The sequence below is a fragment of the Arthrobacter psychrolactophilus genome, from assembly GCF_003219795.1.
Classification (GTDB): Bacteria; Actinomycetota; Actinomycetes; order Actinomycetales; family Micrococcaceae; genus Specibacter; species Specibacter psychrolactophilus.
In genome coordinates, this window is sequence record NZ_QJVC01000004.1 from 291272 (window position 1) to 310257 (window position 18986).

General features: G+C 62.2%; 20 protein-coding genes and 2 riboswitches. Of the genes, 10 read left to right on the plus strand and 10 right to left on the minus strand.

Translation table 11 applies throughout. The features are described from left to right. Position 1 precedes the first annotated feature (1 nt). Positions 2 to 1867 (minus strand): molecular chaperone DnaK, encoded by a 1866-nt coding sequence (dnaK, locus tag CVS30_RS07530; RefSeq protein WP_110484711.1) that lies wholly within the window; start codon positions 1865 to 1867, stop codon positions 2 to 4. A gap of 296 nt (positions 1868 to 2163) precedes the next feature. On the opposite strand from dnaK, the gene CVS30_RS07535 reads away from it, so the two are divergent. From CVS30_RS07535 to pabB, 4 genes are all read left to right on the plus strand, one after another. Beyond that, complete coding sequence (locus CVS30_RS07535; protein ID WP_110484712.1) at positions 2164 to 2982, plus strand: methyltransferase domain-containing protein; 819 nt, start codon at positions 2164 to 2166, stop codon at positions 2980 to 2982. A gap of 41 nt (positions 2983 to 3023) precedes the next feature. Continuing rightward, entirely contained in the window at positions 3024 to 3644 is a 621-nt protein-coding gene (locus tag CVS30_RS07540) for a LysE family transporter (RefSeq protein ID WP_110484713.1), read from the plus strand. Positions 3645 to 3777: 133 nt separating this feature from the next. Then, entirely contained in the window at positions 3778 to 4263 is a 486-nt protein-coding gene (locus CVS30_RS07545) for a low molecular weight protein-tyrosine-phosphatase (protein WP_306418760.1), read from the plus strand. Further along, positions 4256 to 6349, plus strand: coding sequence for an aminodeoxychorismate synthase component I (gene pabB, locus CVS30_RS07550; RefSeq protein WP_110484715.1), 2094 nt, complete (start codon positions 4256 to 4258; stop codon positions 6347 to 6349). Before CVS30_RS07545 ends, pabB begins: the two co-directional genes overlap by 8 nt. Before the next feature lie 21 nt (positions 6350 to 6370). Here the strand turns inward: pabB and cls are convergent, their stop codons facing one another. Beyond that, positions 6371 to 7849, minus strand: coding sequence for a cardiolipin synthase (cls, locus tag CVS30_RS07555; protein ID WP_110484716.1), 1479 nt, complete (start codon positions 7847 to 7849; stop codon positions 6371 to 6373). A gap of 183 nt (positions 7850 to 8032) precedes the next feature. Between cls and CVS30_RS07560 the strand changes: the two genes are divergently transcribed. After that, positions 8033 to 8635 carry an HdeD family acid-resistance protein gene (locus CVS30_RS07560; RefSeq protein WP_110484717.1) on the plus strand — a complete coding sequence of 201 codons (603 nt, stop codon included), beginning with the start codon at positions 8033 to 8035 and terminating at the stop codon, positions 8633 to 8635. A gap of 10 nt (positions 8636 to 8645) precedes the next feature. Further along, complete coding sequence (locus CVS30_RS07565; RefSeq protein WP_110484718.1) at positions 8646 to 9569, plus strand: aminodeoxychorismate lyase; 924 nt, start codon at positions 8646 to 8648, stop codon at positions 9567 to 9569. Here CVS30_RS07565 and CVS30_RS07570 read toward each other — a convergent pair. After that, on the minus strand, positions 9541 to 10182 hold the full coding sequence (locus CVS30_RS07570) for a Pr6Pr family membrane protein (protein ID WP_110484783.1): 642 nt from the start codon (positions 10180 to 10182) through the stop codon (positions 9541 to 9543). The two genes, CVS30_RS07565 and CVS30_RS07570, sit on opposite strands and share 29 nt — an antisense overlap. Positions 10183 to 10295: 113 nt before the next feature. Then, a riboswitch (SAM riboswitch) is annotated at positions 10296 to 10416 on the plus strand. 85 nt (positions 10417 to 10501) lie between these two features. On the opposite strand from CVS30_RS07570, the gene CVS30_RS07575 reads away from it, so the two are divergent. The 3 genes from CVS30_RS07575 (at position 10502) to CVS30_RS07585 (ending at position 12454) form a co-directional block, all read left to right on the plus strand. Next, complete coding sequence (locus CVS30_RS07575) at positions 10502 to 10762, plus strand: DUF1737 domain-containing protein (protein WP_110484719.1); 261 nt, start codon at positions 10502 to 10504, stop codon at positions 10760 to 10762. Further along, positions 10759 to 11151 (plus strand): rhodanese-like domain-containing protein, encoded by a 393-nt coding sequence (locus CVS30_RS07580; protein WP_110484720.1) that lies wholly within the window; start codon positions 10759 to 10761, stop codon positions 11149 to 11151. Before CVS30_RS07575 ends, CVS30_RS07580 begins: the two co-directional genes overlap by 4 nt. A gap of 91 nt (positions 11152 to 11242) precedes the next feature. Continuing rightward, positions 11243 to 12454 carry an O-succinylhomoserine sulfhydrylase gene (locus tag CVS30_RS07585; RefSeq protein ID WP_110484721.1) on the plus strand — a complete coding sequence of 404 codons (1212 nt, stop codon included), beginning with the start codon at positions 11243 to 11245 and terminating at the stop codon, positions 12452 to 12454. Here the strand turns inward: CVS30_RS07585 and CVS30_RS07590 are convergent. The 5 genes from CVS30_RS07590 to CVS30_RS07610 all read right to left on the minus strand — a co-directional run bounded on the left by CVS30_RS07590 (position 12447) and on the right by CVS30_RS07610 (position 17679). Further along, a complete protein-coding gene (locus CVS30_RS07590; protein WP_146233370.1) occupies positions 12447 to 12893 on the minus strand; it encodes a hypothetical protein in 447 nt (148 codons plus the stop codon). The genes CVS30_RS07585 and CVS30_RS07590 overlap by 8 nt on opposite strands. A gap of 80 nt (positions 12894 to 12973) precedes the next feature. Then, the gene (locus CVS30_RS07595; RefSeq protein ID WP_110484723.1) at positions 12974 to 14506 is read right to left on the minus strand and encodes a UDP-N-acetylglucosamine 1-carboxyvinyltransferase; all 1533 of its coding nucleotides are present in this window, start codon (positions 14504 to 14506) and stop codon (positions 12974 to 12976) included. Positions 14507 to 14705: 199 nt separating this feature from the next. Then, the gene (locus CVS30_RS07600; protein WP_110484724.1) at positions 14706 to 15503 is read right to left on the minus strand and encodes an energy-coupling factor transporter transmembrane component T family protein; all 798 of its coding nucleotides are present in this window, start codon (positions 15501 to 15503) and stop codon (positions 14706 to 14708) included. Continuing rightward, a complete protein-coding gene (locus CVS30_RS07605; protein WP_110484725.1) occupies positions 15500 to 17044 on the minus strand; it encodes an ABC transporter ATP-binding protein in 1545 nt (514 codons plus the stop codon). The genes CVS30_RS07600 and CVS30_RS07605 overlap by 4 nt, the downstream gene beginning before the upstream one ends. A 2-nt stretch (positions 17045 to 17046) precedes the next feature. Beyond that, positions 17047 to 17679: an ECF transporter S component gene (locus CVS30_RS07610; RefSeq protein ID WP_110484726.1), complete on the minus strand. Its 633-nt coding sequence runs from the start codon at positions 17677 to 17679 to the stop codon at positions 17047 to 17049. 46 nt (positions 17680 to 17725) lie between these two features. Further along, a riboswitch (TPP riboswitch) is annotated at positions 17726 to 17843 on the minus strand. Between the two features lie 143 nt (positions 17844 to 17986). Here CVS30_RS07610 and CVS30_RS07615 point away from each other — a divergent pair. Beyond that, a complete protein-coding gene (locus CVS30_RS07615; RefSeq protein ID WP_110484727.1) occupies positions 17987 to 18247 on the plus strand; it encodes a DUF4235 domain-containing protein in 261 nt (86 codons plus the stop codon). 109 nt (positions 18248 to 18356) lie between these two features. Here the strand turns inward: CVS30_RS07615 and mnhG are convergent, their stop codons facing one another. Together mnhG and CVS30_RS07625 are read right to left on the minus strand one after the other, a co-directional pair. Further along, a complete protein-coding gene (mnhG, locus tag CVS30_RS07620) occupies positions 18357 to 18719 on the minus strand; it encodes a monovalent cation/H(+) antiporter subunit G (protein ID WP_110484728.1) in 363 nt (120 codons plus the stop codon). Further along, a complete protein-coding gene (locus tag CVS30_RS07625) occupies positions 18716 to 18982 on the minus strand; it encodes an MrpF/PhaF family protein (protein ID WP_110484729.1) in 267 nt (88 codons plus the stop codon). Before CVS30_RS07625 ends, mnhG begins: the two co-directional genes overlap by 4 nt. Positions 18983 to 18986: the final 4 nt, after the last annotated feature.

Here is an 18986-nt window from a genome sequence, read left to right on the forward strand (position 1 = left end):
ACTACTTCTTCTCGTCTGCGTCTTCGTCGACGACCTCGGCGTCGACGATGTCTTCGTCAGCGCCAGCCTCGGAAGCACCTTCGGAGGCACCGGCGTCGGCCGTTGCGCCCTCAGCCTGGGCTGCGGCGTAGATGGCCTCACCCAAGGTGGACTGTGAAGCCTGCAGCTTCTCGAAGGCAGCCTTGACAGCTGCATCGTCGTCGCCGGCAAGAGCGGTCTTGAGCGCGGTGACATCTTCCTTGACGGGGTTCTTGACCTCGTCGGAGAGCTTGTCATCGTTGTCGGCCAGAACCTTGTCAACCGAGTAGTGCAGCTGCTCTGCGGAGTTGCGCAGATCTGCTGCCTCGCGGCGTTCCTTGTCCTCGGCTGCGTGCTCTTCAGCTTCGCGAACCATGCGCTCAATGTCATCCTTGGACAGCGAGGAGCCACCCGTGATGGTCATTGACTGCTCGACACCGGTGCCCTTGTCCTTAGCGGATACGTGCACGATGCCGTTGGCGTCGATGTCGAAGGTGACCTCAACCTGCGGGACGCCGCGCGGAGCCGGAGCAATACCGGTCAGCTCGAACGTGCCCAGCGGCTTGTTGTCGCGAGTGAACTGACGCTCACCCTGGAAGACCTGGATAGCAACAGAGGGCTGGTTGTCGTCAGCCGTCGTGAAGGTCTCGGAACGCTTGGTCGGGATGGCCGTGTTGCGCTCGATCAGGTTGGTCATAACACCGCCCTTGGTTTCGATACCGAGGGACAGCGGGGTGACGTCGATGAGCAGAACGTCCTTGCGCTCACCCTTCAAAACACCGGCCTGAAGTGCGGCACCAACGGCCACAACCTCATCCGGGTTGACGCCCTTGTTGGGCTCCTTGCCGCCAGCGAGTTCCTTGACGAGCTCGGAAACAGCAGGCATACGGGTGGAGCCACCGACGAGCACGATGTGATCGATGTCGGAAACCTTGATGCCGGCTTCCTTGATGACGTCGTTGAACGGCTTCTTGGTGCGCTCGAGCAGATCAGCGGTCAGTTCCTGGAACTTCGCACGGGTCAGCTGCTCGTCCAAGTGAACCGGACCGTCAGCGGTTACGGAGAGGTACTGCAGGGAAACGCTGGTGCTGGTTGCCGAGGAGAGTTCCTTCTTGGCCTGCTCAGCAGCTTCCTTCAGACGCTGCAGGGCAATCTTGTCCTTGGACAGGTCGATGCCCTTGACCTTGAGCTGGTTCAGCAGGTAGTCAACTACGCGCTGGTCCCAGTCGTCGCCGCCGAGGCGGTTGTCACCATGAGTGGCGCGAACCTGGATGGTGGAGAAGTCGTCTTCGTCCTTGCCAACTTCGAGCAGGGAAACGTCGAACGTTCCGCCACCGAGGTCGAATACGAGGATGAGCTCGTCTTCCTTGCCCTTTTCCAGACCGTAAGCCAACGCTGCGGCGGTGGGCTCGTTGACGATACGCAGGACGTTCAAGCCCGCGATCTCGCCGGCTTCCTTCGTAGCCTGGCGCTCAGCATCGCTGAAGTAGGCCGGGACGGTGATAACAGCGTCGGTGACCTTTTCGCCGAGGTAAGCTTCGGCGTCGTTCTTGAGCTTCATCAAGGTACGAGCGGAGACTTCCTGCGCCGTGTACTTCTTGTCATCGATCGCGACGGTCCAGTCGGTGCCCATGTGGCGCTTGACGGAAGCGATGGTGCGGTCGATGTTGTTGACGGCCTGGCGCTTGGCGATTTCGCCAACCAGAACTTCGCCGGTCTTGGAGAAGGCAACGATCGAGGGGGTCGTGCGACCGCCTTCAGCGTTGGCAATAACGGTGGGCTCGCCACCTTCCAAGACGGAGATGACAGAGTTGGTGGTTCCGAGGTCAATACCTACGGCACGTGACATAAGAGGTTCCTTTCATGAGCCGCTGCGTGAACTTATCCGCCAGGGTGGCGGCTCGCTCAACAGCGGTATTGAGCGTTCTGCACTCAACTTTACTCAGGCTCGTTTTGTTGTCAAATGAAGTTGAGCGTAGTTGGCTCAACTTTCACTTTAGGCGAACAATGCTCGACGGCGGACACCTCACCTTGCGCCCCCTTCGCCTCAGGTTCTCGTCCACAGTGCGTCCATATAATGGACTTCAAATATCAGATTCTGGACACCCGTGGAGACTGGTGAGCTTCGTGGAATAGTCTGCTCGCATGAGTCAGAACCCGGAATCTGCAGACGTTTACACCCACGGCCACCACGAAAGCGTGTTGCGATCGCACACCTCTCGCACGGCCGAGAACTCCGCCGCCTACCTGATCCCGCACCTCACTCCCGGACTCACGGTACTGGACGTGGGTTCGGGCCCCGGCACCATCACGGCCGATTTTGCCCGGCTCGTTGCGCCTGGAAAAGTTCTCGGGATTGATCGTTCCACCGAGGTCATCACCGCGGCAACGGATTTGGCACGGGAGCAGCAGCTGGAGAACCTCAGCTTCGAGACGGGCGATGTGTACCATCTTGATTTCCCAGATGAGAGCTTTGATGTGGTCCACGCGCATCAGGTTTTGCAGCATCTCACCGATCCCGTGGCCGCCTTGCGTGAAATGCGCCGCGTGACCAAGCCCGGTGGCATTGTTGCCGCACGTGACGCCGATTTTCGCGGCATGTTTTGGTATCCGCAGCTGCCGGCACTGGACGACTGGATGGCGCTGTACCAGCAAGTGGCGAGGCGCAATCGCGCCGAACCCGACGCCGGGCGACATCTGGTCCGTTGGGCGCGGGCCGCGGGATTTGGTGACATCACGCCGTCGAGCGCTAACTGGCTCTACGCAACAGCCGAACAGCGCGCCTGGTTGACGGGGGTGTGGGCGGAGCGCACCGTGAGCTCGGCCTTCGCCGAACAAGCCATCTCTTACGGCTTCGCGGATGCGAGCGCGCTGGCCCGCATCGCGGCTGGATGGCGGTCCTGGGGAGATTCGCCGGACGGCTGCTTCCTCATGCCGAACGTCGAGATCATCGCCCGTGCGTAGTCTGCAGTCGAGAAATATTGCGAAAGCCGTAAGCTGAACGAGTGCAATTCTCTCTATGGCTGGCCCTCGCGGGCGCCGGTGCCATGATTAGCCTGACTCCCGGCGCAGGCGCCATCAACACCATGTCCAACGCCTTGTCCTCTGGATTCCGACGCTCCATCTGGGGCATCCTCGGCCAGCAATTGGCGCTCGTGGTGCATGTCATCATCGTGGCGGCGGGTGTGGGCATTATCGTCTCCAACTCGCCTGTCCTGTTCATGTTGATTCGCTACGTTGGCGCCGCCTACCTGGTGTATCTGGGTGTGCGGAAACTGCTCGCGAAGGCCGAGGAAGCCGTCACGGGAGACACGCCTGTCACCCTCGAGCCTGGGTTCTCCATGTTCCGCCGCGGCTTGTGGGTCAATCTCCTCAACCCCAAGGCGATCGTGTTCTTCCTGGCGTTCATGCCTCAGTTCATCCGCCCCGCCGAGCCGCTCCTGCCGCAATACCTCATCCTCACGGCCACGGTGGTGGTGATTGACATCATCGTCATGTGGTTCATTTTTGCCGCCGGTGCGAAGCAGCTCAAGCATCTGACGGCCAGCGAGCACGGGCAGCTGGTCCTCAACCGTGTCTTCGGCATCCTCTTCATCGTCGTGGGGATCTTGCTGGCGCTCGTGTAGCCCCTCCGATGCGCCCATCGACCTGGCAGATAACGCCGCTATGGCGCGGGTGAAGGGGCGTGATCTGCCAAGTGAACGGGCATTTAGCCCCCGGTCGCTGTCCGCCGCCGAGAGCGCCGATAGAATGACCCCCATGAGTAATCCCTACCGGATCATGACCGTTTGCACCGGCAATATCTGCCGCTCCCCCATGGCTGAGTTCATGGTGGCGAGCGCTGCTGCTGAATCCGGCATGGCCGTGGAGGTTGATTCCTCCGGCACCACGGCATGGGAGGTCGGAAATCACATCGATCCACGGGCCGCCGCCATCCTTGCCCACCATGGCATTACCGCCGCAGATCATGCCGCGCGGGAGTTTCAGCCTGCCTGGTTTGCCGAGCGTGATTTGATCCTGGCCCTCGACACGGACCACTATGACGCGCTCCTTGCCTTGGCACCCGACGCCGCGGCCGCCGCCAAGGTGCGCATGTTGCGTTCCTTCGACCCGGCCGTGGCGAATGCGGGAACAGCCCGACAGGGCATTTCCGATCCCTGGTACGGCAACGCGAAGGACTTCGAGGTCAGCTGGGATCTCATCTCGGCCGCCATTCCGGGTATTTTGGCGCACGCCCGTGGCTGATCGTCCCATCATCATCGCCGTCGACGGCCGCTCCGGCGCCGGCAAGACCACGATCGCCGTGGAACTCGCGGCCTTGTTGCGCCGCCACCGCAGCGTTTCCCTCTTCCATCTCGAGGACATTTATCCGGGCTGGGATGGCTTGGCTGGTGGCGTGGAGCGTTACATCGATTCTGTATTGCGACCGCTGCATGAGGGCCAGTCGGCCACGTGGACGGCCTGGGATTGGACTGCCAAGCACGACGGCGCCTCCCGCACCACCGCTGTTGCCCCCGTGGTGCTCGTGGAAGGTGTGGGTGCTTCCCATGGCCGTGCCGCCGACTTCCTCGACGCGATCATCTGGGTTGATACGCCCACCCAGGCTCGGAAGGAACGGGCGCTGGCCCGCGATGGTGAGAGTTATGCACCCTTCTGGGATATTTGGGCCGAACAGGAAGACCATCTCCTCGATGGCGCGTCCTCCGCTGAGCACGCCGACATCTTGATCGATGGCACCCACGGTGTGGCCGAGGCACCTGCTCATGTCCTCGATGCCTTGACCCAGCTCCCAGCGATGGAACATGTTCTTGCCCCCGAGCTGGCGCGACGCCGCGGACTGGAGCTCTCCGCCGTACGCATCGATGCTCTGCCCCCAGCCGAGGAACTCTTTCAGGCGTTGTATGGGGAATCCCGCACCGCCGTGTGGCTCGATAGCTCCCTGACGGAAATCAAGAAAGCCGCCACAGAAGCACCCAGCGCCGAGGCTGCCGCGCGCTCCAGATTCTCCATCATGGCGGATAATTCAGGCCTCTTCGGGCAAGTTGCCCGCCACGAACAGGGCCTGACAACCGTCATCTCCGGCCAGCTCACGACCCGGATTCGCGGCCCGTTTTTCCCGTGGCTCGATTCGGTCTGGGGCCGGAAAGCGGTTCGGGCACCACAGCATTATCCCGGCGATTTTACCCTCGGCTGGCTGGGTTACCTTGGCTACGAACTCAAGGCCGAGACCGGCGGCGCCGCAGCGCTCGGCCCGGCCGCCGTACCTGACGCCGCCCTGCTTTTTACCGGGCGCGCCGTGGTGCTGGACCACCAAGAGAACTGTCTCTATGCCTTGACGTTGAGCGGCCCGCACCTGCCCGGATCTGAGCGCGAGGCTGCAGAATTCCAGGCGGCGGTCCGCGCGGCGCACGCCACCACCCAGGCGAGCCGGGGCAGCGAAGGCACGAGTCCGGCGTCGACCATCACGGGCACACCCCCAAGGTTTACGGCTTGGGACGGCGAGCGCCGCTATAAGGACATGATCGCCGCGGCACAGGCCGAGATCCACGACGGCAATAGTTACGAGATCTGCCTGACCACCCAGCTGGAGGCGCACACCCCGGAGCGGGTGGATGCGTGGGCGAGCTATCGGGCGCTGCGTCGGCGCAATCCCGCGCCCTTTGCCGCCTTCCTGCGCCTCGGCAAGCTAAGCGTGTGCAGCACCTCGCCCGAGCGTTTTCTGCGCATTGACACCGCCGGGCTCATGCGCGCCGAGCCCATCAAGGGCACCCGGCGCCGCGATCCTGACCCCGCCGAGGATGCCGCACTCAAGGCCGATCTCGCCACGGCCCTGAAGGATCGGGCGGAAAACATTATGATCGTCGATCTGCTGCGCAATGACCTGTCGCGTTTCGCGCTGCCGCACTCGCTCACCGTGCCGCGCCTGTGCGCGATTGAAAGCTACGCGACGGTGCATCAGATGGTCAGCACGATCGAGGCGCAGCTGGCCTCGGGCAGTTCCCGGGCGCAGGCCGTCGCCGCGGCGTTCCCGGCCGGGTCCATGACGGGCGCGCCGAAGATCAGCACCATGGCCATCCTGGACGAGCTCGAGGCGGGCCCGCGCGGCATCTATTCGGGCGCCATCGGCTATTTCTCGCTCAACGCCGCGGTGGATCTCTCCGTGGTGATTCGCACCTTGGTCTTACAGGACACGGACGACGGCGGCACTCACCTTTCGCTGGGGATCGGCGGCGCCATCACGGCCGACTCCGAGGACGAGGCGGAGTGGCAGGAAATTCAGGCCAAGGCCTACGGCGTGCTGTCTACCTTGGGCTCAGAGTTCCCGGGCTAGCAACATCAAATCCTCCCAGAGCTATTGCAGCGTGGCCGTCAGGCGAGCCACATTGTCCACATAGCGGGCGAGAACGGGCCGCTCGAGCCACTCCTCGAGTTTCAGCTCCCGTGAGATGGCACGGTAGTGGTCCTCGACGGTGTGCATCTGTTGGACCACTTCACGGTCGATCATCATGACAGTGACTTCAAGGTTCAGAGAGAAGCTGCGCATATCCATATTGGAGGAGCCAATGATGGCCACGTCGGAATCCACCGTGAAGTGCTTGGCATGGAGCACAAAGGGCTTGGGATACAGGAAGATCCTGACCCCGGCCTTGAGGAGTGCCTCATAGTAGGAGCGCTGAGCGTGATGGACCAGGAACTGGTCCCCCGCCTCTGACACGAACAGCTCCACCACAATGCCACGCTGGGCCGCCGTGGTGATGGCGTACAACAGCGAATCATCCGGCACAAAATAAGGGCTGGAGATCGTGATGCACTCTTCGGCCGAGTACAGCAGCGTGTTAAACAGCCGCAGATTATTCTCCGTGACAAATCCCGGCCCGCTGGGCACCACCTGGCACAAGGAACCGCCCGCGAAGGAATCCCAGTGATCCGTGGCCAGTTGCGACGCCAAGGACTCCTCGGTTTCCGAGGACCAGTCGGTGGCAAACATGACGTTGAGGGTTCCTACGATGGGCCCCTCCAGCCGGGACATGAGTTCAACCCATTCGCGCCCGATCTTGCGGTTCTTCTTCTGCCGGTATGACGGTTCGATGAGATTTTGGGATCCGGTGAAGCCCACCCTGCCATCCACGACAAGAATCTTGCGGTGATTGCGCAGGTCCGGTCGACGCCACTGGCCCTTGACGGGCAGCAGGGGCAACATGCGGCGCCATTGAATCTTGCTGGCCTTGAGCCGGCGAATCATATCCCGGTAACCAGGCACTCGGAGCGAGCCAATATGGTCAAAAAGCACCCGCACGCGGACGCCGCGTTCGGCCGCGGCCTCGAGCTCACGGAACAACTTGTCGGTGGAGTCATCCGAGCTCATGATGTAAAACTCCGCGTTAACGAAATTCTTGGCGCGGCTAATTTCCTCGGCCATGGCATCCAGGGACTCTTGATAGCCTTCGATGAGTTGCACGGTATTGCCACCCAGTGCGGGGAAATAGCCTAGATTTTGGTTGAGCTCCATGGCGGACTTCACCCAGGCCGGGCCCTCATAGTCGGGCACGAGAGAGGCGACTTCCTTGGTGCCTTCCAAGATGCGCTTGTTGACGGCGGCTTGGTTCTCCCGCCGCCGCCGCGACAGGCGGAAGTTTCCAAACATCAAAAACAAGATCAAGCCAACATAGGGCAGGAAAAAGATACATAGCAGCCAGGCCATGGCGGTCGTGGGCCGGCGATTACCGGGGATGATGCCCAGTACGGCAATCCGAATACCCATGTCGACAAGCAGCACCAGTGCCGAAAGCCAGACACTGTTCGTTGGCAGACTAAATGCGGTCCAAACCATCTAGCCCTCTCTTATCATCGATTCGGCTGCCTTCTGGTCATGGCCCCCGCAATTGAGAACAGCCTATCGGCAATCACGCTGCACCAAGCGACATCACGGCAAAGCCTGTCACACACCGCACCGGACAGCCTCATCCGGTTAGGCTGAGCATAATTTCCGGTTCTACCGCTAAGGACGCCCGCCATGAATAGCCCGCACGTCACTATCGATACCTTATCTATCGAACCCAACTCACTCACCGAGCAGGCCATCACGGGTTTGCGCATCGCCTTTGCCATCAGCGCCGTCGCAGCCCTCGGGCTTGGTATTATCTTGCTTTTCTGGCCCACCAAGACTCTGGCCGTGGTCGCCGTGTTCCTCGGCATTAACTTCCTCATCACGGGCGCCGTCAAGATGGGCGTAGGCATCTTCAGCCACAGCCTCTCCGCGGGCACCCGCATCCTCGACGTCCTCCTGGGCCTGCTCGTCTTGATTGCTGGCATCATCACGGTGCGCAACTCCTCGGCAACGGGCGAGCTGTTGTTGATCTTCACGGTCATCATGATCGGCATCGGCTGGATCATTGAAGGTGTCATCGCCATGGTCGAGGCCGGCAAGAGCAACAGCCGTCTCTGGGCGACCATCTTCGGCATCGTGAGCATCATCGCCGGTGTTATGGTGCTGGCGGTTCCCGGCTGGACGGCCGCCTGGTTGCTGCTCATCACGGCCATCACGCTGATCATTTTGGGTGTCGTCGGCCTCGTGCGGGCGTTGACCTTTGGCAAGGAGCCACATGTAGGGCGCTAAGCTCTATCGCATGACAGTTTTGGTTTTCTTGGATCCCGCCCACCCCGCAGGCCGATTGGTCGATGCTGCCACCCCGAGCCTTCTGGCCACGGACCAAGGTGTCACGCGGGGGGACGGGATTTTTGAGTCTCTGCTCGCGGTCGACGGCACCCCGCGCAAGATCCAGGCCCACCTCGAGCGGCTCGCCGGTTCGGCCCGGACCATGGACCTCGTCATCCCCGCTGCCGAGCTCTGGCAGGCGGCTATTACGACGGCGGTCACCGCCTTCTCGGCAAGCGTTGCGCTGGCTTCGGCACCAGCAGCAGACGCCCCTGCCCAATGTGTGGTCAAGCTCGTGGTGACCCGCGGCCCCGAGGGCGCCAATACCCCCACGGCGTGGGTGCAGGTTTCGGCCATTTCGCCGGCGTTAGCCGAACAACGTGCCAAGGGCTTGGACGTCCTCTTGCTCGAGCGTGGTTATGACAGTGGCATCTCGGCCCGCGCACCCTGGCTGCTGCTGGGCGCCAAGACGCTTTCCTACGCCGTCAATATGGCGGCACTGCGTCACGCCCATGAGCAAGGTGCCGATGACGTGATCTTCACGAGCGGTGACGATCTCGTGCTGGAAGGACCCACCTCGTCCGTGCTGTTGGCGCATATTTCCGACGACTCAGGCGTTCCCGTGAAGCGACTTATCACACCGCATCTGGACACCGGCATCTTGCCCGGCACCACGCAGGGCGCCTTGTTCGCGGCAGCCAAGGAGGCCGGTTGGGAGCTGGGCTACGGCCCCGTGACGCCAGCGGATCTGCTGGATGCCGACGCGGTGTGGTTGATTTCGAGTCTGCGACTACTGGCCCCCGTCAACACGATCGACGGCAAGGAAATTGGCACGGCAGCCATCCGTGCCGAACTCAGTGAAGAGCTCAGCGCACTTCTAGCAACGACGCTGTAGGGATCAGCGGGCGGAACTTATTCGCCAACCAGAACAGCACGGCGCTGGTCACGACGAAGGCGACGGCAACGATGACACAGGTGATCGCGACAGGGCCGTAGCCACCGGAACTCGGGTTCAGGAACGGGTAGGCATACCATCCGATGGCCGCGCCGCGAATCAGCGAATACGCCAGATACACCAGCGGGAACAGCAGGGCGAGCCACAATGTACGCAGTGCAATGAGGTGGCGCGGGGATTGGATCAGCCAGTCGGCCACGATCACGACGGGCATGACGTAGTGCAGCCAGGTATTGATCCAGGGCAGCAGCGAGCCCAGATCCACATCACGCAGCAGGGCCTGAAAAACGATGCCCACGAGCGCCATGCAGACCACGGAGATGCCTCGCAAGAGTTGCCACGACGGCCCTAAGGTCTTCCCTTGCCATGTCAAAATCGACTCCACAAGCAGCACCACGGCGGCAAAGATATTGGAGAGATTCGTGAAGTAGCTAAAGAAGTTCAGCACCGAAAAGCCGTTGCTGATGTGGATCCCCAGTTGGGTTCCCACGGCAATAAGGGTTACGGCTCCGAACAGGAAACGGGCTGCGGCAAAGATGCGCGTGGTGGTCATGGCAATATCTTGCCAGTTGCGCGGAGCACCTGTATACAAACCTGCCGTCATGTTGCGCCACACATGAAATGTTTTTATCCCTCACCCCGAAGGTATGTGTTACTTTCAAGGTGAGTAATGAGTGCCAGTATCAAGCCCTGACTTGCTGGCCGGCAACCCTCTTTTCGGCGGGGTGCCTCAGGTGACTACTCGGCAAACCCAGCAACCAACGGCGGGTGTTTGCAAGCGTGAACCCTCCAGCAGCGTCAGAAGTATCGCTTTATGCGCCGCAGCCACCTCCCGCTTGCATCTGTCAGCCACATGCAATGAGGAGAGACCCATGTCTGCGAACGAAGCACCCCTGGCGTACCGCCTAATCACCGGCCCCGACGACCGCACTTTTTGTGAGCGCATCTCGGCAGCTCTCGCCGATGGCTATGTCCTCCACGGCGGACCCGCCGTGACCTTCAACGGCAGCGACGTCATTTGCGCCCAGGCCGTCATCCTCCCGCAGACCGTCGCCAGCAGCGATGTCGCCGTGGCCAACGCCCTCGACGACCTTGATTCCGAGCTGGACTTTGACGGCGAAGGCATCGCATGAGCTACGCCGGAGATCTCGCACCCACGACAGCTTGGGAGCACGTAGCGGCCGGGGCTGTGCTGCTCGACGTCCGCACGGATGGCGAATGGACCCACATCGGCGTCCCCGATACCTCCTCGCTCAAGACCGAGCCCGTCTTTATCCAGTGGAATCTGGCCACGGGCCGCAACAACCCCGAGTTCCTCAGTGAACTGCAGGCCCAGGTCCCCACCGACAAGCCGCTCATCGTCTTGTGTCGCTCGGGCGCACGCTCCATCGCCGCCGCCGAGGCTGCCACGGCCGCCGGATACACGGCCTATAACGTCCTCGAAGGCTTTGAAGGCGAACCCGATCGCTACGGCGACAGGGTGGTCAACGGCTGGAAGAACCGAAAACTGCCCTGGCGCTAGCCCCAGCCACCACCCAAGGCGAGCCCAAGCACATCAATAGTTGTGCCGCCGTCGTACTCCATCAGCATCAGCAAAAGCCAAGGAACAGCAATTGAGCAACTTTAACGAGCACGCCGCCACGTGGGCCGAAGACACCGCGGCGGTGCGCGGCGGGCTGGACCGGACCAACTTTCAGGAAACATCCGAGGCGTTATTTTTGAACTCGGGCTTTGTCTACGAGTCAGCCGAAGCCGCCGAGCAGGCGTTCACGGGCGAGGTAGACCGCTTCGTGTACTCACGCTACGGCAACCCGTCGGTGGCGACCTTCCAGGAACGGCTGCGATTGCTCGAGGGCAAGGAGGCGTGCTTTGCGACGGCGTCGGGCATGTCCGCCGTCTTCACCGCGTTGGGCGCATTGTTGGCCGCGGGCGATCGAGTGGTTGCCGCGCGCTCACTCTTTGGCTCCTGCTTTGTGATTCTGAACGAACTCTTGCCGCGCTGGGGCGTCGAGACCGTGTTCGTCGACGGGCCGGACCTTGAGCAATGGCGTGAGGCGCTTTCGGTGCCCACCACCGCCGTGTTCTTTGAATCGCCCTCGAATCCCATGCAGGAAATCGTGGATGTGCAGGCCGTGTGCGATCTGGCGCATGCGGCCGGCGCCCAGGTTGTGGCCGACAATGTCTTCGCGACACCGCTGCTGCAACGTTGTGGCGATTTCGGTGCGGACATCGTGGTGTACTCGGGCACCAAGCACATCGACGGGCAGGGCCGAGTGCTGGGCGGCGCCATTCTCGGCACCAAGGAATTCATCGACGGACCCGTCAAGAACCTCATGCGCCACACCGGCCCGGCCCTCTCGGCCTTCAACGCCTGGGTACTGACGAAGGGTTTGGAGACCATGAATCTGCGCGTGACGCACTCCTGCACGAATGCGTTGGCGCTGGGCGAATTCCTGGAGGCACAGTCGCAGATCAGCCGCGTGCTGTATCCCCATCTGCCGTCACACCCCCAGTATGAGCTGGCGAAGAAGCAGATGAAGGCCGGCGGTACGGTATTGACGTTTGAGTTGGCCGAGCCTGCCAAGGGAACCACAAAAGACGCGGCGTTTGCGCTGCTCAACGCCTTGCAAATCATCGATATTTCCAACAACCTAGGCGATGCGAAGTCCCTCATCACGCACCCCGCCACGACGACGCACCGCGCCATGGGCCCGGAGGCACGCGCGGCGATTGGGCTCTCCGATGGTTTCCTGCGCTTGTCCGTGGGCCTCGAGGATGTCAATGACCTCAAGGCCGATCTGGCGCAGGCGCTGGCCGCTATTTAGGCTGTTTCCGCACCCACTCGGACAGGCTCGCCACAGCGTCGGCGGGGAGGATGATCACAGGCGGCTCGGTCACGGGCACCCGCATGATGACCAGCGCGTCGGAGGGGAACTTCGCCATCCAGGCGCCGGTCTCGGAGGCCGTCGCGGCGGCCTCCACGCCGCTGGCGTCGCAAAGGAAGACGTCGTGGGAGCGGCCCATGGGGTCAACCACGTGAACCCGTCCGTTGAGGAGATCGAGCACCTCTTGGAACATGAATTCCACCGTGAACTCGCCAACGCGTAGCTGCACGCAATGGATAAGTCGGGTGCCTTTGCGCCCGTGCGGCAGGTCCACGTCGACGGCACTTATCCCCTCCCCTTGCCATGGAATGCCACCGCTTCGGGGGATGGCGGCGGGCGGGAGGGCAGCTACGGTGTCACGTTTCGTCCAAGGGAACATAGCTCGAGTTTACCCAAACACAAGCGGCCGGTAACCTTTTCGCACAAGGTCACCGGCCGCCGTCGTGCTTGGAAAAGAGTTTAGTCCTGGAAGTACTCGATCTCGGCGCCAATCGTGTTCAGGCGCTCGGCGAGATCTTCATAGCCACGCTCGATGACGTAGATGTTGCGGAGTTCGCTGGTACCCTTCGCGGCGAGCATGGCCAGCAGGATGCAGGCGGCCGGGCGCAGTGCGGGCGGGCAACCGATCTCGGCGGCACGCCAGGCCGTGGGGCCCTTGATGTCGATGCGGTGCGGGTCGAGCAGGCGCACGCCGGCGCCGAGTCGGTTGAGCTCCGTCAGGTAAATGGCGCGGCCCTCGTACACCCAATCGTGGATCAGCGTGGTGCCCTGCGCGCAAGAGGCAATCACGGCGAAGAACGGTAGGTTGTCAATGTTCAGACCCGGGAACGGCATGGGGTGGATCTTATCCGGGGCGGCCCTGAGCTCGGACGGTAGCGTCGTGATGTCAACGAGGCGGGTCTTGCCGTTGCGGGCCATGTATTCGGCGCTCTTGAGGTAGCGGAAGCCCATCTGCTCGAGCACCTTGAGCTCAATTTCCATGAACTCGATAGGAACGCGCTTGACCGTGACCTTGGACTTCGTCACGATACCAGCGGTAATCAGGCTCATGGCCTCGATGGGGTCCTCGGACGGCGCGTACTCGATGTCCATGTCGATGCGTGACTTGCCCTTGATGGTCAGCGTCGTGGATCCCACGCCTTCCACCGTGACGCCGAGCGCCTGCAGGTAGAAGCAGAGATCCTGGACCATGTAGTTGGGGCTGGCGTTGCGAATCACGGTGGTGCCCTCGCGGTGCGCGGCGGCCATGATGGCGTTTTCGGTGACGGTGTCACCACGTTCGGTCAGCACAAAGGTGCGGTCCTCGGTGTCGCTGACGGGGGCCTGCACCTGGTAGAACCCGTCGTGGGCGATGACGCCGAGCCCGAACTCGCGCAGCGCCTGCATGTGCGGCTCCACGGTGCGGGTGCCCAGATCGCAGCCACCGGCGTACGGAATGCGGTAGGTATCTTCCTCGTCGAGCAGCGGGCCCAGCAGCATGATGACGCTGCGGGTGCGCTTGGCGGCGGCGATATCCATGGCGGCAAGATCCAGCACGGCGGGGCGGCGGATCTGCAGATCGTTGTCCTTGAGCCAGGTGCACTCGACACCGATCGAGGTCAGCAGCTCCACAATGCGGTTGACCTCTTCGATGCGGGCCAGGCGGCGCAGCGTGGTGGTGCCGCGGTTGAGCAGGCTGGCACACAGGAGAGCCACGCCGGCGTTCTTGCTGGTATTGACGTCAACGCTGCCGGACAGTTCCCGGCCACCGTGGACGCGCAGGTGCGTGACGGCGTTCTTGGAGGTGGCGCCAACGCTGAAGAGATTGGCTTCCAGCAGGGTTTCCATACGCTGGATCATCTTCAGGCTCAGATTCTGCTTGCCTTGTTCCATGCGGGCCACGGCACTTTGGCTCGTCCCCAGGTGGGTCGCCAATTCGCCTTGGGTCCAACCTTTATCGGTGCGCGCATCTCGAACCAATACGCCAACGGTTTCTGCAGCCATTTGAGTCATAAGACTTTTATATCACGGTATGCATATTTCTTAGAATAATGTGACCATTTGGACAGTCTTCGCGATAAATATGGATATATATCCATCAGGTGCGATAAATTCGATGGTCTAATTCTGGGCATGGGGCCGAGATACCTTCTAACGGTACCCCGGCCCCACCCCTGAAATGAGCAGCACACCCACGGGAATCGCCGAACCTTTAGCCAAACACCGGATTCCAGGTCTCCAGTACGACGGCGGCACTCACCGAAACGGCAGCCATCGCCACTCCCCCACTCACGATCCAGAGGTCCTGCCGCGAGTAGGTGGACACCCGCGCCCACGTGCGGGGGCCCGCACCGAAGCCCTTTGCCTCCATCGTGACGGCGAGCCGCGTGGCCCGCCGAACGGCCTGGATGAGCAACGCCATGGCCTGCCCCAGCTGCGCTTTAAGTCCACGCAAGAGGCCGGGTTCGCCACCCACCCCGCGGGCACGGCGTGCCATACCGAGGGTTTGCCATTCTGCCACAAGCAGTCCCACGAGTCGCATGGCAGCCAGTGCGCCCAACACAAAACGATGCGGCAGCCGTAGTTTCTGCGCCAGTGCGTCGGCCAGATCAGTGGGATCTGTCGAAGCCAACACGATAATTCCGGGCAAGGCGATGGCCATGCCACGCAGGGCAATGGCAATACCGGCCTCGATCGAGTCACTGGTGAAGATGATGGGTCCCCACGCCACGATGAGCTCACCGGTTTTAGGTGCCAGCAGGGCCGTTCCGTAGCCGCCCACGATGGCCGCCAACAAGATGGGCCAGCCCCGCAGCAACAACATGCGCAGACTCAGCCCGGCCAGCGGCAACACCGCGCATTCCAGGATCAGCGCGACGCTGGCAGAAACCCAGTCCACGCTGATGAGCAACACCAGTGTCAGGGTCAGGCCTGCCCCGAGTTTCGCCAGTGGATTGGCGTGAGCCAGCCACGCCGTCGAGCGCGGTGTGGCAATAATGTCAACGCTCATCGTCGCGCCTCCCTCAGCACAGAGTGACTCTCCACCAGTTCCGGGTGGTCACCCAGGCGCAAGTGCCGTCCGCCGAGCACGGCGCTAAACGCCGCATCATGCGTCACAGACACCACCGCGGTCCCGGCATCCAGGAGCTCCGTCAGCAGAGATGCCAATTCGGCCCAGGTGTTTGCATCTTGCCCAAAAGTCGGCTCGTCCAGAATCAAGAGTTGCGGACTGGCCGCCAGCACGGTCGCCACGGAGAGGCGACGCTTCTCGCCTCCGGACAGCGTGAACGGGTTAGCGTCGGCGAGGTGTTCAAGTCGCAGCCGCGCGAGCAGATCATCCACGGAGTCGACCCCGCGCCCTAAGAGCTTCGGCGCAAACAACAGCTCCTCCCTGACGCTATTGGCAATGAACTGATGCTCCGGTTCTTGAAAAACCGTGCCGATGCGGCTGATCAAATCACGCCCACGCCACTTCAAGGGCGATGAGCCCGCGCCGCGAGCCAGCGGAGGAAGCGCCGTGAGATCACCGCCTACGGGAGCCAGTAGCCCGGCAAGCGTCAACGCGAGGGTCGATTTTCCGGTTCCATTGGCTCCGGTCACGCTCAGCGCTTCCCCGGCCAGCACCTGAACTGTTGGCACCACGGCAGCCGGAACCACCGGGTGACGTCGCCGTCCCTTGGTGCGGGAGACGGCAAGAGCCGACGCCAGAAGCAAAAGCTGCTGGCCGGCGTCGTGCATGTCAGCAGAGTCGGCGTTCCGGGGCCGAACCGCGGGGACGTAACCAGGCACCCAGATCCCTGCCGCAGCCAACAACTCCCGGCTCTGTGCCATGACCGTGGCGGGCGGGCCGTCGAAGAGGACACCGCCGGGCTCGCCGAGTCGACTCGGGGCCAAGACCACGATCCGGTCGACCACGTCGAGCCACACCGCGACCCGGTGCTCAACCACGACCAGGGTGGCGCCGCTTTCATCGAGGCTGCGGCGCACAGCATCGCGCACCTCAACCACGCCGGCCGGATCGAGGTTGGCGGTGGGTTCATCCAGCAACAGCAAGCCCGGGCGCATGGCCAACATTCCGGCCAGGCCTAGACGCTGCTTTTGCCCACCGGACAGCGCGGAGCTGGGGTGGTCAAGCGGAAGATTCAGGCCAACGGATTCCAGGGCGGCACCCACCCGGCGCCAAATTTCCTCCCGCGGAACCGACAAATTCTCGGCACCGAAAGCCGCATCGTCGCCGATGCGCGAGAGCACAACTTGGGCGTCGGGGTCCTGCTGCATGAGCCCGGCCCGGCCGCGGGATTCCGCAACGGGCCGGCCATCGATGAGCAGTTCGCCCGACTCATTTGCGTCCTCATCGTCGCCAAGGACACCCGCCAAGGCGTGGAGCAGCGTCGATTTTCCGGCACCAGAAGGCCCCAAGAGCAGCACGCGCTCCCCCGGGGCAATCTCCAAGTCCAGGTCGTGAACGGCACGACCGCTACGCCCCGAATGCTGCCAGCCCCATCCTTTGGCGCTGATTCGCGCGGGGGCGCCCAGCTGCGCCGAAGCCATAGCTACACCGCGCGTTCGGTAGCGGCGTTGCGCGAGGGCAGGTTCGACAGAGCTCCCGTTCGGGCCAAACCGCGTACGGCAAGCCAGGAGAGCAGGCCGGCGATGACAGCCCCGGAAATGATGGCCAGGACCACGTAAACAGCCTTCCATTCAAAGGCCCAGACGATGTTCCACAGCACGCTGTCGTTGATACCCATCGCCAAACCGGCAAGCCCGCCAGCTACAAGAGCCGCGAGAAGGTTGAACTTGCGGTATCGGAAAATGGCGAAGCCCAGCTCGGCACCGAGACCCTGAACGAGTCCGGAGAGCAGCACGGTAAACCCAAAGTGGGTGCCCAGGAGGCCCTCAACGATGGCGGCGATCAATTCGCAGTACAAGGCTGCACCGGGTTTGCGGATGACCAGTCCACCGAGAACTCCGGCGATCAGCCAGCCACCACCGTAAAGTCCACCGATCGGTGGGAAGGCGGCGGTGAAGGCGCTGATGAAGCCGTAGCCCGCGGACCAGAGCCAGAAAATGACGCCCACGGCGACACCGAGAACTGAAACCACAACAATATCGACCACGCGCCACGTGGACTTCTTGTTTTGTTGCTGTGCTTGCGGGGCGTTTTCGCCCGCGAATGACTTACTCATGTTTCCTCCTTTGCAGGAGGGGCGGCCGCGACGGTATTTCCGCGCAGCCGAAGAGAACTCGACTCCCTTCGCCGGTACTAGCCGGAGCAGGTTCGAGGGTCTGCGGCGAACCGCACTCTCAGCGTCGCTTCCCAGGATGGGATGACGCTCCCCTGTCGTGTTTGAATTGCGGCTTCAGTTTACCTCCCGCCCATCGCGGAAACTAATGTGCCGTCACAGGAACCTCGCGCTTCGTGCGCTCACGGGCTACCTCGGCGGCGCAGGATGCGGTTAGGCTGGCCCTAACAAATACTTAAAGGAGCCCTTCATGAACATTGTTTTCAAGTTGCTCGGAACCGGCGTGAGTATCGGAGCTGGATTTGTCGCCAGCAAGCTCGTGGATACCGTCTGGGAGAAAAGCACCGGGAACAAGCCGCCTAAGGACGGCGCCGACCTCGAGAGCAGTCTCCGCTCGGCGCTGACCTTCGCGCTCGTCTCCTCCGTCGTGGCGGCCATCATTCAGACCCTCGCCGGACGCACCACGCAGAAGGCCATCGCCCGCTTCAACAAGCACCCCGAAGAGGTCTAACCTCCTTGCACAGTTGGCCCCGTTCCGCGCGTTAATACGACGCCGGACGGGGCCTTTTGCGTGTCACCCGCGACGATCGGTGATCACCTTGGGCACGCCATTGTGACGATTACTTCTTTGAGTCATCCTCGACTACTGCGGCCACGACTTGCTCGAGCTCGTCCACGCTCAACGTTTCTGGGGCGCGGTGCTTGGTTCTGTAGCCGGCGCGACCCACCATATGGGCTGAGACGGGCACGGTCAGCAGCTGGAATAGCCACGCCACGATGAGCAACGGCAGCAGCGTCCAGGATCGCATCTGCAGGCCCAATCCCGTCAACATCAACAGCAAGCCCAGAACCTGCGGCTTGGTGGCGGCGTGCATGCGGCTCATGAGGTCAGGGAAACGTAGCAAACCGATAGCTGCGGCGAGACTCATAAACGCGCCTAGGATCAAGGCAACGCCCGTGAGGACATCAAGCAACGTGTTCATACGTCCTCTTTCCTATGAGCCACGAAACGGGCAACCGTGACAGAGCCAATAAAACCAATGACCGTCAGCACCACTAGCAACGCCAAATTATCGATGTGTCGATTCATAGCCATTTCTGTGGTCAGCGCCGCACCGAAAATCGCCAATAAAACATCGGCGGCAATCACCCGGTCGAGCAATGAGGGACCCTTGGCGATGCGGTAAATCGTGCCCGCTGAGGCTAGCGACAGCAGCACCGTAACAATAATGACAACAACGCCCATACGC